Genomic DNA, 15,993 nt, shown 5'->3' on the forward strand with positions numbered 1-15,993 from the left:
TGAATAACCCGCACGTGCATCCGGCACGCACCACTTGCGCAGTGTAGCGATTTGCTAGCGGGCAATCTTCGTAAAGTTGATGTCGTCATTCGTCGGCTGGATGGGCGCTTTTGCCTTCCGGGCAAACCGTGGGTTGCCCCTGGCGAGGCAATCTTGAATAATCGGCAACTGAGAATTATTTGCAGATAGTCATGACTCCCATCGCTGCTGGCCTTCCTCGTATCCTGTCTATAGAAGACGACCTCGTGCTGGGTGCTTATGTCCATGAGCACTTGGGACGCTGCGGTTTTCAAGTGACCTGGTGCCAGAACGGCCAGGAAGGCCTGGCCATCGCCCGAGGGCAACCGTTCGATGTGGTGCTGATGGACATTCTGTTGCCGGGCCTGGACGGCCTGAACGTTCTGACCCAACTGCGTCAGAGCCATGCCACCCCGGTGGTGTTGATGTCGGCACTGGGCGCCGAGGCGGATCGCATCAGCGGGTTTCGCCTGGGCGCCGACGATTACCTGCCCAAGCCGTTCAGCATGGCCGAGTTGCGGGTGCGCATCGAAGCCATCCTGCGGCGGGTGGCTTTCGACCGTCGACCCGCCCCGACAGCGATTGCGACGCCGGTCCATAGCCTGTGTTTCGACGATGAGCAGTGCGAAGTCTTTTATCGCGAGCAAGCCGCCGGCCTGACTCGCAGCGAGTATCGGCTGCTGGAAACCCTTAATCGCAACAACGATGAAGTGTTGAGCAAAGCCTTCCTTTATCAGCAGGTGCTGCAACGGGGCTACGCGGCCCACGACCGTAGCCTCGACATGCACATCAGCCAAATCCGTCGCAAGCTCAAGGCCGTCGGTTATACCGAGCGCGAAGTGCGCACAGTCTGGGGTAAAGGGTATGTATTGAGCGCCGTCGATGAAATGGTCTGACCTGCCGGGCCGGCACTCGCTGTTCTGGAAGCTGGCGTGCCTGTTGGTGGCGTTCTGTTTGCTGATGATCTGGCTGAGCTGGTCCTGGGGCCGCTACATGGAACAGAAAAACCTGTTCCTGTCCGACGAGGCCCGAAGCACCCTGACGCGTTATGCCGCTGAGGCGGAGCAGGCGTGGGATGAGCGCAAGAGCGCAGGCGTCGATGTCTGGTTGCAGGATGTCGGTCAGCGCGAGACAACCTGGGTCGGCGTGATCGGTAGCGATCTGCAGTCCTTGAGCAGCTATCCGCTGGTGGAGAAGGAAATCCAACGCCTGACCTTTCTACGCGGTCTCGATTGGCCAACCAGTCGCCATACTCGAGGCTTGCCGTGGCTGCGAGTGCCGTTCCCAAAGGATCCGGCCGCTGGCAGCCTGGTGATTGAGCTTCCGCAACGTTTCTTGCCCGGGCAATACCGGGTGTTCTGGCGCGTGATCACCAATGGGGTGATTCCCGGACTGTTCACCTTGCTGCTGTGTGTCGGTTTATACCGGTTGCTGGTGGTGCCGTTGAACAGCTTGCGCGAACAGGCCAACGCCTGGCGGGCCGATCAGTTGAACGTGCGTCTGTCGAGCCACACCACCAACCGTTCGGATGAGCTGGGTGAACTGGGTCGGGCCTTCGACCACATGTCCGAGCGCCTGCAAAGCACCGTCGCCCTGCAACAACAACTGCTGCGCGACCTGTCCCACGAATTGCGCACGCCGTTGAGCCGTCTGCGAGTGGCCAGCGAAAGCGAGCAAGGCCTGGTGCAATTGCGCGAGCGCATTGGGCGCGAAGTCGACGGCATGCAACGGCTGGTAGATGACACCCTGCAACTGGCCTGGCTCGACACCGAACGCACACGGTTGCCCGACGAATCGATCCAGGTTCCGGCGCTGTGGGACATGCTCACTGAAAACGCCTGCTATGAAAGTGGCTGGCCGGCGAGTCGGTTGCACTGTGCGGTGGATTCTTCCTGCTGGGTGCGCGGCCATCTGAATACCCTCGCCCAGGCGCTGGAAAACATTCTGCGTAATGCGATTCGGCATTCTCCCGATGGCGGCATTGTCCGCCTCGGTGGACAGCGCGATGGCGACTTTTGGCATTTGTGGCTGGAGGATCAGGGCGGCGGGGTGGCTGAAGTCAATCTGGAACGGATCTTCTCGCCGTTCATTCGCCTGGATGGTTCGCGGCCGGGGGATGGTGGATTTGGACTGGGATTGAGCATTGCCCGTAATGCGGTGCAACGCCAGGGCGGGGAGCTTTGGGCTGAGAACACCAGGACTGGGTTGCGGCTGAATATGCGGTTGTTGGCTGATATCGATGATGTCAGTGCCGACGCCTTCGCGAGCAAGCCCGCTCCCACAGTGGATGTGTGTCGCCCACAAATTGTGTAGTTACCCCCGATCCCCTGTGGGAGCGGGCTTACTCGCGAAGAGGCCTTCCCAACCACCACCTTCTGCATCGCTGAAGAGATAGTCGTGCAACTGGTGCGACAATTGCCCAGGTCGCAAAACCGGGATCAACAGTGGACTCGTGTAAGGCTACAAACCGTATGAACAACACCGAACCTTGTGGGAGCGGGCTTGCTCGCGAAGACGTCCTACCAGTCACCGCCCTCTACAGCGCTGAAGAGATAGTCTCACCACTGGTGAGACAATTGCCTTGGTCGGACAACCCGATCAACAGTGGACTTGTGTAGGTCACAAACCGCGTGAACAACACTGAACACTGTGGGAGTGAGCTTGCTCGCGATGAAGCCGTGCCATCCGGTAAAAAAGTGTCAGCGCTGCTGACACAATTGCTCTGAACCCACAATCTGCTCATCCTGACTCAGAGCAGACTCCCGGAAGAGCGTGAGTTTTACCTGCGTATGGCGATACAGGAGAGGTGGTCGACGCGCGAACTGGAGCGCCAGTTCAAAGCGGCCCTGTTCGAGCGCAGCGTCACCCAACCGGCAAAAGTCTCGGCAGCGCTGAGACAAACTCACCCTGCGGCGCTTGAGATATTCCGCGATGCGTACATGGTTGAGTTTCTCGACCTATCGGGCGGCAAATAGTCGATTTGGTAGTAGGGGAAACATCCCATAATAGATAGCTTGTAGCAATGTACTTTCAATTATTGTTTTATCAACCGCTCAGCAACGCGTTGATTTCGGCAATATCAACTTCATTTAATGTACCTACCGCGGCCTTAAGCTGTAACTGGGCCAACAAGATGTCATAACGGACGCGAGACAGTTGTTGAACTATGTCGCTGTATTTTCTTTGAGCTTCTAGTACATCGATACCAACTCGAATTCCGACCTTGTATCCGATTTTATTAGATGTCACTGCCGAGAGTGCGGACGATTTCGCTGCCTTAAGCGCATTTTCCTGCGCTATGCCGTCCATTACGCCCGACCAAGCCTTTCGGGCTGTCAGCGCAGCAGCGCGGCGGGCGTCTTCCAATTCAAATTCAGTTTGTTCCTGCATCGCTACTGCTTGCCGAGTAGCAGAACTCAGTCTACCCCCGCTATACAGTGGCATGCTTAAACGTAGTCCAATACTAGACGAGTCAATGCGGTTCGTATTGGCATTAGGGTTTTGCTGTATGTTCTGACTGATGATCAGATCGATAGACGGTAAGTGTTCGGCCTTACGAATACGTACTTCATTGCCTGCGATGTCTAGGAGTAATGCTTGTGCTTGTACAGCAAGACTAAATTGCTGAGCCGCTTTAACCCATGTAGATAGCTCTAATGGTTGCGGAGGTAAGAGAGTCACATTGTCGTCCAATCCTCTCAGTAAGCCTGGATGCTGCCCAATGATTCGAACTAAGGAGTTTTGGGTCAGATCCAGGTCGCTTTTAGCTTTGATAAGTTGCGCGGTGCTGCGATCAAAACTTGCCTGAGTCTCATGCACATCAATGATGCTGGTGTTACCTAATTCAAAGTTCTTTTTAGCGCTTGCTAACTGCTCCCCATCGGCAGCTCGTAGATCCCGTACTGCCCGAAGTACGTCAGTTGCATTCAGTACTTCAAAGTAAGCATGCGCAACACGCAACATTAAGACCTGTCCCGCGTTTTCAAGACGGATTTTTGCTTGCACACGTTGAAGTTCACCCTGCTTGAACTGAACCCAGTTCTGCCAACGAAAGATAGGTTGTATCAATTGGATGCCGTAACTACGATTCTGTCGGCTGTGCTCGATATTGCCGGTAGGAACTTGGTAGTCGGTTTCTATCCAGTGGGTTTGAGCATCTAGCGATATTTTGGGTAAAAGTCCTGATCGGCCTTGTAACCAGTGCTCCTGCCCCGTGCGCTGATGGGCTTTCTCTGCGGTGTACCGAGCATCATTCAATAATGCCTGTTGATAGATGTGCAAAAGATCACTGTCATGAGCCTTAGCAATCATCCCATCCAGCAACAAGACAGCACTTATCACAATTATTTTGATGGGTCTCATATATTGACCCTTGTCTCATCGAGACGAACATCTTCCACGACCTTCCCATTGTCCAGGCAGACAAGACGCTTAGCGAAAGCGATTGTTTCACGACGATGAGCAATAATTATTCGCGTAATTGGCATTTCACGCAGCGCCCTGACTACATGCTGCTCACTGTGCAGATCCAAGTGGCTAGTTGCCTCGTCAAGCGCAAGAATTTTTGGTTTTCGATATAAGGCGCGTGCTATAAAAATTCGCTGTTTCTGTCCGCCAGATAATCCGGTTCCCATCTCAGACACAAGCGTCTGGTAGCCCATAGGCATATTAGTAATAGTCTTGTGGATATCTGCTTGGTGAGCTACTTCCGCTATGTGTTCCTGACAGAAGTGTGGATCGAAACAAGCAATATTTTCGGCTAGAGATCCTGCCAGTAATTGATCCTCCTGCATTACAGCACTTACTAAGCTACGACATGTCCGAGGCCCCAGCTGACGCATAGGTATTCCGCCAATCAAAATCTCCCCTTCTGTCGGTGTAAGCAGGCCGAGTATTAATTTAAGCAATGTGCTTTTACCGCAACCAGAACGACCGACGATTGCTACTGAATCCCCTGCGTTGATCGTGAGAGACAGATTGTGTATTACCGAGGGCTCGCCATGTGCATATCGATATGAAACGTGTCTGAATTCAATATAAGGTTCTATACGATCAAAATCCGCTTCCATCGGTTCATCAGGCTCTGGTGTTTCTAAAGCAATATCGGCCAGTCGCTCGGAATGTAGTGAAAGCATACGAATTTCAATGCCCAAGTCAATCAACTTGCTTGCTCGTCCAGTAAATTGGGTTTTGTAGGCGATGAATGCTAACAACATACCCAATGATAGTGCGCCCTGGAGAACGGCGGAGCCACCGACATAGAGCAGCAGCATTCCTTCTAATCCAAAGATCAGAATGTTCAAACAGGCAAACACTAGCAATATTTTCTGTGTTGTTACATCTCGATTCTGAACATCTGCAATCATATTTTGCCAAGTCGCCAATCGCAACTGGGTTGCATTGAATAACTTGATGGGTAAAATTGCCCTTATTGTTTCCAGGAAATAAGAGTTTTCTCTGGCGCCAAGTACTATGCGCTCCTCAGAAGCGTTGCGGAGCGGGTGGTAAAAAACTAGTCGCGCGACGCCATACAGTACCAAGGCAATCAATACAATTGCTGTAAGTGCGCGGCTGTACAAAAGCATCATTGTTAGTGTCGCTATTGCAACTAATCCATCAAGTACTCCTGTGATAGCGCCGTTTGTCAATATTTTGCGGATGACAGCAAATGACTGGAAACGGGCAGCGATATCCCCAAGTTGACGTTTTTCAAAAAATGTCCAGGGCAGACGTAACATATGGCTGAACAAGTTTCCCGACCACTGTATTGCCAACTGTTGGCCCAGACGTAATGACATCCAACCCTGAGCCATCCGTAGGACAAAATCCGTCACCATCAGTAGGCAGCCCCCCAATACAGCCAACAACAGCAGATCATGATCAGAAGACACCAGTGCCCCATCGATTACCCATTGAGTAACTTGTGGAGCGAGTAGTGCGACAGTTTCCAACGCCAGTGCAAGTACAAATATATTGCCTAAAGCGCGCTTGAGCCCAATGGTGCGGCGAATCAAGTCGTACAGGCGGACTCGAGCTTTCTGTGAATCGGGGCGAAATGTAGCGTTAGGTGTCAATTCCAGAGCTACGCCGGTGAAATGCCTCGAGGCCTCAGACGATGTCATCACCCTACGACCAAATGCTGGGTCTAGAATACTTAGGCTGTTTCCCTTCACTCTCTCTAGCACCACAAAGTGATTCATATTCCAGTGAAGAATGCATGGTGTGCGTAACTGGGATAACTCCTCCAATTCTAATCGCAGAGGCCTGCAGGAAAAATTGAGTGACTGAGCATGCCGCATTAATTGGGATAGGTCGGTTCCCTTTAGCGAAATGGAGAAGTGTCTGCGCATGTTCATCAGGTCCAAGTGCAACCCGTGGAATGAGGCGATCATCACTAGGCAGGCAAGGCCGCACTCCGGGCTCTCTACTTGTAGCGTAACTTTCATGTGGCAGAACTTCCTGGTAGTTGTACGACGTGATCAGGCTCGGGAGAGTTCCAAGATATCTAGATGGCAGAGTTGGATGATCAGTTTCCGTACTTGGTTAGCCGGCATTTCTGGAAAGTTGATGAGCAGCGTTCCGATACTTGTGTCAGGGGATTTAGCTATATGTCGTACTAGTTTTTGACTTTGCTTGTCAAGATTTAATCGGGTTCCATTAGCAATAATGTAACCATCATTTAGGCCGTGGCAACTATTTGTACACAGTCGAACGCCGTAATGATCGGAGAGTGTGCCCGCGTTAGGATTGCCAAAAATATCCAGAGCCAGTGAAGAATCTACCCGCGTTGCACCAGTGAATTCATCAAGGAAACAATGGTAGTTGTTGGGGTCGGTGATCAACTCATTGAGGTGCTGACCCACCGACGAAAGGGAGTCCTTGTCTTGTTGCCAATTATGGAGCGAACGACGTAAACCATTGAAGACCTCAAGTCGTTTGAATAACCATGATAGATAATCAACTGTGTACGCCGGGAAAGTACCTATCGCAAGATGGAAGGTAGCCTCCCCCAATGGCAAAGGGTTGTGCCACCAACCTCGAGGGAGATATAAAACATCACCAGCCTCTAGAACGATATCCATGTATGGACTAGGTGGGCAAGGATACATGTGTTCGTAATCCTTGCTTTGTTGGGTGTATAAAGGGGACTGCAGCGATGGCTCGTAAACGATCCAGCGTTTACGGCCAATTAATTGGATCGCAAATACGTCCCGAGTATCCCAGTGGCATCGAAAGGAATCCTTGCTTCCGAAAGATAGATATGCGCTGCTTACGACTTGTCTGCCGGTAAATGCTGCAATTTGATTTGATACTTCATTGACTTTTTTTGAATTTTTTATCTTGTTGGCGATTAGTGTAGCGCCGTTTTTTAGATTTTCGTAGATGACGGGCTTGATCAGTCGATGGCGTAATACTCCAATATCTAGATAGTTCTCTACGTACTCTGATTTGGGGCGTATGCCGTCTAGGGCAAGTTTGAAATCATTGGATGCTGCATCGCTGTTATCGAAAATATCATTTACGTCCTCCCATGAGAATCGAGTATTAGAAGCTGCCCCCTTAATAAGTAGTGGTTTTTTTTCTTGATATTGTTCAAAAAATTCACCAAAAGACATGTTGAGCGATATGCTCATAAAGATAGACCTTAGGAGCCTGGCGGCATTAAGGCGGCAAGGCTCCATTCTGAGTTTATTATTTAGTTGTAGTTTGTGCCGCCGTAGTTCGTCCCGGCTGCATTGACAGCACTTTGAGCTTGTCCTCCTAGCATGCCGGAATAAAACCCTACTTCAGCACCAAGGATGGTTGCAGCGGTAGTTTGGGCTACTCCCATACCGGCAGGCCCCAGTAGAAAGCCTGCGGCTCCCCCCGCCACTGCACTTGCAGTAAGGCCAGCGACATCGCCCTGGCCAGTAGCCATTGCGCCTCCAATATAAGTTGCCGCGCCCGTAACCGCTCCAACAACAGCTCCGGGTGGACCTACTGCGCCAGATACTAATTCAAAGTCACATATCGTTAATTCACGCATAGTTGCTCCTGATGCTGGGTGGGGTGAACTGTGAACAATTGACTATCTATTGTTGAAGGGCGTATTTTGTTGTCCATAGAATAATGGCGGGAATTATATGAAGTAAGAGGAGGGTAATGAATAAGCTTTTAGGTGGTCCCCATCGTAAGCGTAACAATCTGAATATCCAATAAAAGAAAATAAAATAAAGAGTTATTGAAAGGGCGGAGATTAGGGCGTTCGATACAGTGCCTTCTACAAAGCGAATACCCAATACAACTATGCTCCATCCTTCACTCGATTCTCCAAGGTTGTGGTCGACCATTGGGCTTAAGTCCTCTCTGTTTTTATCTTTGGTTTAAGGATGAGGTTGAATTGGTTGCGCTTTTTTACTTGTCAAGGTGGTAGCCGATAATTGGTATTTGCTGGGCGCTGTATCATTGGCAATAAAAACGGATTGTATTGTTTTGGGTGTGATTGGAAGTGTAATTCACTTGGTGAGATTTTTTAATCCTATAAATGTAGGGGGTAAGGCTTTCTTTGGCCTATTTCTGCTGCGAATAACTCCGCCCTTGATCCGGCTCCTTTCTTACGTAGAATTGAAGAAACGTGATCGCGTACTGTGAAATCGCTTATTCCAAGTAATATGGCGATTTGTTTGTTGGTATGTCCTTGGAGAAGTGATTTTAGGACTTCTTGCTCCCTTTTTGTCATATGTTTACCGCTCCCTGTTGTTTCTGTTTAAATGCTGTTTAATAGAGATGTTTGCCTGTGAGAGAGTAAATCGGTTCCAGAGCCCATTCATAAAGGCGACGTTCGTCCTGGAGAATATCGGCTTCCAATAGCATGCCTGCTTGCAGGGGGTGTGAATTACCGTAGACGGCGATGTTCTGTGAATCGAGTGCAACGGTTACGCGATAAAAAAGCTCAGACGGCGGAGCGGTGCTATAAAGAGCACTTGCAATATGGGTAGGTAACTCCTGAGCTGCGTAGGGGCTCTTCGTCAATTCTAAGATCCGTCCTCGGGCCATGCCGAATTTCTGATAAGGGTAGGCGGCGTAGCGGATTAACACGGTCTGCCCTTTCTCTATAAACCCCGCTTGACGAGAAGCGACATATAAGTGAGCAGTAAGATTTTCTCCTTGAGGGATAAGGCTAGCCAGCAGTGAGCCGGCCTCGACTTGTTGACCTTTTTGCACGTTCAAACCAGTGACGGTACCGGCAAACGGTGCCACGCTTATCTGTTTTCGGCGAACTTCGTTTTCCGCCTGCTCCTGCCTGACCAGGGAAATACTGTTATCTATCTCTGCAGTCTCAGCGCGATGTCGCAATTCGACCTCTTGTCTTTGCGCCACCAGTTCCATGCGTTCGCGATTGAGACTCGCACGAGCGCGTTGAATACTTTGCTGTTGCCCCTGCAGCGCTAGAAATTCCCCTTCTCCTTTTTGAAGCTGTGCAACCGAAATGAAGTCAACTGCTGCCAGTTCGTGCTGTCGTTGCTGTTGTGTTTCAGCCAGTGCTACCCGCCGTTTTAGCAGTCGTATTTCTTCTCGAAATTGACTCAGTTCTTCGGTAATCGCAGTGAGGCGACCATCAAGCATGAGTAGCTGTCCTCTCCGACGCTCGTTCGCCAAGTTGAGGTTTCGCTCAGTTATCTGTATGCGTTGAGTAAGTTGCTCTGAGATGAGATTTTGTACACCGCCCGTTGTACCGAAGCGTTCGCCAGAAACTATGAATAAAGCTTGGCCGATCTCAACGGCTTGTCCCTCCTTAGCAAGAACCTCTGTTAGTAATCCTGTGCCCACAGACGTTAAACGCAACATTCCCTGCTCTGGCATAAGCAAGCCATTAACAGTTGATTTACGGGTATAGGTTCCGAAGTAGGCATAGGTCATCAACAGTAGTATCAACATACTAGCCAAGATGGCGGCTACACCATATCCCCAGGGTTGATGGATCAGCACGCGACCGAAGTGTTGTTCGTTCTTCGCGTTAGCAACTTCAGAGCGAAATAAAGTCAAGGTTTCGGACATTGATTTAGAGTCCTTCAGGAGGTTTGCATGTGCTTCATTTCGCTAGGGAGCGCGGAATGCGACCAAAAGACTATCAATGAAATCTTTTACTCACTAGTTCATGAAAGCCGCCAAAACCTGCGGGAAATATCCTAGGCGATTGTCCGGAAACATCGTTGTGTATTGCAGAATCATCGTGGGCAATCCTTGTTCCTACGGAGCTATTACCCATTTGTGTAGGATTTCTTTCGCTGCAAACCCCGCGCTTATTCCCATAAGCCATAAGCACCGCACTTTGCGTGATATGGCCTGCCAACGTTTGCCGGTATGATAGGCGCCCCCGCAGTCTGGATTGCGAATACGCCATGACCTTGCAGTACCCAACCATTGCCGATTGCGTCGGCAACACTCCGCTGGTTCGTTTGCAGCGCCTGCCTGGCGCCACCAGCAACACCCTTTTGCTCAAGCTCGAAGGGAATAACCCGGCGGGTTCGGTCAAGGACCGGCCGGCGTTGTCGATGATCACTCGCGCCGAGTTGCGTGGGCAGATCCACGTCGGCGATACGCTGATCGAAGCGACCTCGGGTAACACCGGGATTGCGCTGGCCATGGCCGCCGCGATCAAGGGTTACAAGATGATCCTGATCATGCCGGACAACTCCAGCGCCGAACGCAAAGCTGCGATGACCGCCTATGGCGCCGAGCTGATTCTGGTCACCCAGGAAGAAGGCATGGAAGGCGCTCGCGACCTCGCTCAGCGAATGGAAGCCGAAGGCCGTGGCAAGGTGCTGGACCAGTTCGCCAACGGGGATAATCCCGAGGCGCACTACACCACCACCGGCCCGGAAATCTGGCGCCAGACCGAGGGCACCATCACTCATTTCGTCAGTTCGATGGGCACCACCGGGACCATCATGGGCGTGTCGCGCTACTTGAAAGAGCAGAACGACAACGTGCAGATCGTCGGTCTGCAACCGATGGAAGGCTCGGCGATTCCGGGCATCCGTCGCTGGCCGCAGGAATACCTGCCGAAGATTTATCAAGCTGATCGTGTCGACCGCATCGTCGACATGGCGCAAAGCGAAGCCGAAGACGTGACCCGTCGTCTGGCACGCGAAGAAGGCATTTTTTGTGGTGTGTCCTCGGGCGGTGCGGTGGCAGCGATGCTGCGTCTGTCCCAGGAAGTTGAAAACGCGGTGATCGTCGCGATCATCTGCGACCGTGGCGACCGTTACTTGTCGACCGGCATTTTCGACGCGCCTAACTGATGGCCAAGCAAGAGAGAGGCCTGCGCTTCCAGCCCACGGGCGGCAGCAAGGCCCCGCAAATTCCGACCGGCAAAAAGCAGCGCTTGAACATCGAGCGCCTGGCTAACGACGGTCGCGGTATCGCGTTTTTTGAAGGTCGCACCTGGTTCGTCATCGGCGCATTGGCCGGTGAGGAAGTCGAGGCGCGAGTCTTGGGTGCCCACGGTAAAGTGGTCGAGGCACGCACCGAACGGGTGTTCCAGGCCAGCGAACTGCGTCGCCCGGCACCGTGCCCGCACGCTGGTCGCTGTGGCGGTTGCAGCGTGCAGCACTTGCCCCACAACGAACAACTCGCCCTGAAACAGCGCATGCTCGCCGAGCAGTTGTCCAAGGTGGCCGGGGTCGAACCCGAAGAGTGGGCCGCGCCGTTGAGCGGTCCGGAATTCGGTTACCGGCGTCGCGCCCGTGTGGCGGTGCGCTGGGACATGAAGGCGAAAAAACTCGAAGTCGGTTTTCGCGCTGCGGGCAGTCAGGACATCGTTGCGATCACCGAATGCACGGTGCTGGTACAGCCCTTGCAGCCGATCATGACCCGCTTGCCGGAGATGCTCCGCCGCTTGAGCAAACCTCAGGCGCTGGGGCATGTGGAATTGTTCAGTGGTTCGTCGTTGGCGGTATTGCTGCGGCACATGGCGCCGTTGTCCGACGCCGACATGACGATCCTCAAGGATTTTTGTGCGTTCCATGAAGCCCAGTTGTGGTTGCATGGCGATGGCGAGCCGCAACCGGTCGATGTCACTCAACAGCTGGGTTATCGCCTGGAACAGTGGGACTTGAGCCTGGCGTATCGGCCGGGGGATTTCATCCAGGTCAACGCCGGGGTCAACGAAGCGATGGTCGCCCAGGCGCTGGACTGGCTCAAACCGCAAGCGGATCAGCGTGTCCTCGATCTGTTCTGTGGTCTAGGCAATTTTGCCTTGCCGCTGGCCAAAACCGTTCGCGAAGTGGTGGCGGTGGAAGGCGTGCAAGCGATGGTCGAGCGCGCTGCCGCGAACGCCGCTAGCAACAATCTGCATAACGCGAAGTTTTTTCAGGCCGATTTATCCCAGCCTTTGACTGATGCCGAATGGGCGCGCGAAGGCTTTTGTGCGGTACTCTTGGACCCACCACGTGATGGTGCTTTTGAGGTGGTGCGCAAGCTCAAGTCCCTGGGCGCCGAACGGTTGGTGTATGTGTCGTGCAACCCTGCAACTCTGGCGCGCGATACGGTCGAATTGATCAAGCAGGGCTACCGGTTAAAACGTGCCGGGATTCTCGATATGTTTCCTCAAACGGCACATGTCGAGGCCATGGCGTTATTTGAAGCGAGCTAGGAAGGCTCGTCTGGTCCGACTGGCCGCCTGTGCAGCCGCGCTCCAGCCCGGCGCGGGCTCACGGGCAATGAAGGTCAGCGATTTGACGCATTGAATCTGCGTCGTAGGGAAGGTAAAGCAAGATGGTACAGGTGAGAGCACACCAGCCGATCAACACCGACGGCAGTATCAATCTCGAGGCTTGGCTCGATCACGCGGTCACTGTCGATCAGGCACTGGATCGCGAAGCCTTGAAAGAAGCGTGCGAGTTCGCTCGTGCGTCTGAACAGCAAGCCAATGCGGCGAAAAACCTCTGGTCCGAAGGGACCTCGAGTTTTCGCACGGGCCTTGAGATCGCCGAAATTCTCGCCGACCTCAAGCTCGATCAGGATTCGTTGGTGGCCGCGATCCTGTATCGCGGCGTGCGCGAAGGCCAGATCCAGTTGCCGGCGGTTAGCCAGCGCTTTGGCCCTGTCGTCACCAAACTCATCGACGGCGTGTTGCGCATGGCGGCGATCAGCGCGAGCCTGAGCCCCCGTCAATCCTTGGTGCTGGGCACTCAGGGCCAGGTGGAAAACCTGCGCAAGATGCTCGTGGCCATGGTCGACGACGTTCGCGTCGCGCTGATCAAACTGGCCGAACGCACCTGCGCTATCCGAGCGGTGAAAACCGCCGACGACGAAAAGCGCAACCGCGTCGCCCGTGAAGTCTTCGACATCTACGCGCCGCTCGCCCACCGCCTCGGTATCGGTCATATCAAGTGGGAGCTGGAGGACTTGTCCTTCCGTTACCTTGAGCCTGACCAGTACAAGCAGATCGCCAAGTTGCTGCATGAGCGGCGACTGGATCGCGAGCGCTTCATCGCCGACGTGATGAGTCAGTTGAAGAATGAGCTGACCGCCACCGGCGTCGATGCCGACATCAGCGGCCGGGCCAAACACATCTATTCGATCTGGCGCAAAATGCAGCGCAAGGGTCTGGAGTTCAGCCAGATCTACGACGTGCGCGCCGTGCGCGTGCTGGTGCCGGAAATGCGCGACTGCTACACCGCGCTCGGCATCGTCCACACCTTGTGGCGGCACATCCCGAAAGAGTTCGACGACTACATCGCCAACCCGAAAGAGAACGGCTACCGCTCGCTGCACACCGCGGTAATCGGTCCGGAAGGCAAGGTGCTGGAAGTGCAGATCCGCACGCACGCCATGCACGAAGAAGCCGAGTTGGGGGTTTGCGCGCACTGGCGCTACAAGGGCACCGACGTCAAAGCCGGCTCCAACCAGTACGAAGAGAAAATCTCCTGGCTGCGTCAGGTCCTCGAGTGGCACGAAGAGCTCGGCGACATTGGTGGCCTGGCGGAACAGCTGCGGGTCGATATCGAGCCGGACCGGGTCTACATCTTCACCCCGGACGGTCACGCTATCGACTTGCCGAAAGGCTCGACGCCGCTGGACTTCGCTTACCGCGTACACACCGAAATCGGTCACAACTGCCGTGGCGCGAAGATCAACGGGCGCATCGTACCGCTCAACTACAGCCTGCAAACCGGTGAGCAGGTCGAGATCATCACCAGCAAACACGGTACCCCGAGCCGTGACTGGCTGAACTCGAACCTGGGTTACGTCACCACCTCGCGGGCGCGGGCGAAGATCGTTCATTGGTTCAAATTGCAGGCTCGCGATCAGAACGTCGCGGCCGGCAAGACCTTGCTCGAGCGCGAACTCACGCGCCTGGGTTTGCCAGCGGTGGATTTCGACAAGTTGGCCGAAAAGGCCAACATGAAGACTGCCGAGGACATGTTCGCCGCCCTCGGTGCCGGCGATTTGCGTCTGGCGCAACTGGTCAATCTGGCGCAGCAACTGGTCGAGCCGGAACGCGGCAACGAACAGCTGGAATTGATTCCACGCAAAGCCACCGGCTACAAGCCCGGCAAGCGCGGCGACATTCAGATCCAGGGCGTCGGCAACCTGATGACCCAAATGGCCGGCTGCTGCCAGCCGTTGCCGGGCGATGCAATCGTCGGTTACATCACCCAGGGCCGCGGCGTGAGTATTCACCGTCAGGACTGCGCCTCGGTGCTGCAACTGGGCGGGCGCGAGCCGGAGCGGATCATTCAGGTCAGTTGGGGCCCGGTGCCGGTGCTCACCTACCCGGTGGACATCATCATCCGCGCCTACGACCGTTCCGGTCTGCTGCGTGACGTGTCCCAGGTGCTGCTCAACGAGCGGATCAACGTGCTGGCGGTCAACACCCGCTCGAACAAAGAGGACAACACTGCGTTGATGTCCCTGACCATCGAGATTCCAGGGCTGGATGCATTGGGCCGGTTGCTGGGACGGATTTCCCAATTGCCGAACATCATCGAAACCCGGCGTAACCGCACGCCGTGATGATTATCCCCTGTGGGAGCGAGCTTGCTCGCGATGAGGGCGTGTCAGTCGACATCACCGTTGCCTGACACACCGCATCGCGAGCAAGCTCGCTCCCACATTGGTTTTGTGTAGAGATTGATTGATGTATTCACTCGAAGATTTATTGCACCTGATGAACCGCCTGCGCGACCCGCAGTTCGGCTGCCCGTGGGACATCAAGCAAACCTACGCCACCATCGTTCCGCACACCCTGGAAGAAGCTTACGAAGTCGCCGACGCCATCGAGCGTGGTGACTTCGATCACTTGCAGGGTGAGTTGGGCGATTTGCTGTTCCAGGTGGTTTATTACAGCCAACTGGCCCGGGAAGAAGGGCGTTTCGAATTTGCCGGCGTCATCGACAGCATCACCCGCAAACTGATTCGTCGTCATCCTCACGTATTCCCTACCGGTGATCTGTACGCACCGCTGGACGTCCCGCGTCTGAATGAAGAACAGGTCAAGCAGCGCTGGGAAGAGATCAAGGCTGAAGAACGGGCCGAGAAGTCAGCCGCGCCGCAGCAACTGTCCTTGCTCGATGATGTGCCTGCTGCGCTACCAGCACTGTCCCGCTCGGCGAAGTTGCAGAAACGGGCAGGGCAGGTCGGTTTCGACTGGCCAGATGCGTTGCCGGTGCTCGATAAGGTCCGCGAAGAACTCGATGAAGTGCTCGAAGCCATGGCCGACAATGACTCGGCGGCGATTGCCGACGAAGTCGGTGATCTGCTGTTTTCCGTGGTCAATCTGGCGCGGCATCTCAAGGTCGATCCGGAAACCGCCTTGCGCGGCGCGAATAGCAAATTCGAAAGACGCTTCCGTTTTATCGAACAGGCATTGCGCGACACCCACCGTCCCATAGAAGATTGCACCCTCGAAGAGTTGGACGCCTTGTGGGGCGAAGCCAAACGTCAGGAAAAGAATTTGCCCAGCTGCGGTTGAGCAGTTGCCTAAGT

At 54.0% G+C, this 15,993-nt stretch carries 12 protein-coding genes and 1 pseudogene; 7 read left to right on the top strand and 6 right to left on the bottom strand.

Annotated features, from left to right (window positions below):
- Nucleotides 1–191: 191 nt before the first annotated feature.
- The 3 genes and pseudogenes from AC1MEW_RS11455 to AC1MEW_RS11465 form a co-directional block, all read left to right on the top strand.
- Nucleotides 192–914, top strand: coding sequence for a response regulator transcription factor (locus tag AC1MEW_RS11455; RefSeq protein WP_201205859.1), 723 nt, complete (start codon nt 192–194; stop codon nt 912–914).
- Nucleotides 901–2,331 (top strand): histidine kinase sensor domain-containing protein, encoded by a 1,431-nt coding sequence (locus tag AC1MEW_RS11460; RefSeq protein WP_480426292.1) that lies wholly within the window; start codon nt 901–903, stop codon nt 2,329–2,331. The genes AC1MEW_RS11455 and AC1MEW_RS11460 overlap by 14 nt, the downstream gene beginning before the upstream one ends.
- Before the next feature lie 413 nt (nt 2,332–2,744).
- Nucleotides 2,745–2,987: pseudogene (locus tag AC1MEW_RS11465) on the top strand (DUF1016 N-terminal domain-containing protein); the annotation flags it as partial.
- Between the two features lie 76 nt (nt 2,988–3,063).
- Here AC1MEW_RS11465 and AC1MEW_RS11470 read toward each other — a convergent pair.
- From AC1MEW_RS11470 to AC1MEW_RS11495, 6 genes are all read right to left on the bottom strand, one after another.
- Nucleotides 3,064–4,380 (bottom strand): TolC family outer membrane protein, encoded by a 1,317-nt coding sequence (locus AC1MEW_RS11470; RefSeq protein WP_322269351.1) that lies wholly within the window; start codon nt 4,378–4,380, stop codon nt 3,064–3,066.
- Complete coding sequence (locus AC1MEW_RS11475) at nt 4,377–6,464, bottom strand: peptidase domain-containing ABC transporter (protein ID WP_323570324.1); 2,088 nt, start codon at nt 6,462–6,464, stop codon at nt 4,377–4,379. Before AC1MEW_RS11475 ends, AC1MEW_RS11470 begins: the two co-directional genes overlap by 4 nt.
- Nucleotides 6,465–6,497: 33 nt before the next feature.
- Nucleotides 6,498–7,652 (bottom strand): JmjC domain-containing protein, encoded by a 1,155-nt coding sequence (locus tag AC1MEW_RS11480; protein ID WP_323570323.1) that lies wholly within the window; start codon nt 7,650–7,652, stop codon nt 6,498–6,500.
- Between the two features lie 62 nt (nt 7,653–7,714).
- Nucleotides 7,715–8,044: a hypothetical protein gene (locus AC1MEW_RS11485; protein ID WP_323570322.1), complete on the bottom strand. Its 330-nt coding sequence runs from the start codon at nt 8,042–8,044 to the stop codon at nt 7,715–7,717.
- A gap of 492 nt (nt 8,045–8,536) precedes the next feature.
- The gene (locus AC1MEW_RS11490) at nt 8,537–8,737 is read right to left on the bottom strand and encodes a LuxR C-terminal-related transcriptional regulator (protein ID WP_480426295.1); all 201 of its coding nucleotides are present in this window, start codon (nt 8,735–8,737) and stop codon (nt 8,537–8,539) included.
- Between the two features lie 38 nt (nt 8,738–8,775).
- On the bottom strand, nt 8,776–10,056 hold the full coding sequence (locus AC1MEW_RS11495) for an HlyD family secretion protein (RefSeq protein ID WP_322269348.1): 1,281 nt from the start codon (nt 10,054–10,056) through the stop codon (nt 8,776–8,778).
- 344 nt (nt 10,057–10,400) lie between these two features.
- Between AC1MEW_RS11495 and cysM the strand changes: the two genes are divergently transcribed.
- From cysM to mazG, 4 genes are all read left to right on the top strand, one after another.
- Entirely contained in the window at nt 10,401–11,303 is a 903-nt protein-coding gene (cysM, locus tag AC1MEW_RS11500) for a cysteine synthase CysM (RefSeq protein ID WP_201205853.1), read from the top strand.
- A complete protein-coding gene (gene rlmD / locus AC1MEW_RS11505; protein ID WP_201205850.1) occupies nt 11,303–12,655 on the top strand; it encodes a 23S rRNA (uracil(1939)-C(5))-methyltransferase RlmD in 1,353 nt (450 codons plus the stop codon). Before cysM ends, rlmD begins: the two co-directional genes overlap by 1 nt.
- A 122-nt stretch (nt 12,656–12,777) precedes the next feature.
- Nucleotides 12,778–15,021, top strand: a complete 2,244-nt coding sequence (gene relA, locus AC1MEW_RS11510) for a GTP diphosphokinase (RefSeq protein ID WP_201191607.1) — start codon at nt 12,778–12,780, stop codon at nt 15,019–15,021.
- Nucleotides 15,022–15,145: 124 nt separating this feature from the next.
- The gene (gene mazG / locus AC1MEW_RS11515) at nt 15,146–15,979 is read left to right on the top strand and encodes a nucleoside triphosphate pyrophosphohydrolase (protein ID WP_201205848.1); all 834 of its coding nucleotides are present in this window, start codon (nt 15,146–15,148) and stop codon (nt 15,977–15,979) included.
- The last annotated feature ends 14 nt before the right edge of the window (nt 15,980–15,993 follow it).

It is taken from the genome of Pseudomonas sp. ASL4, from assembly GCF_056680395.1.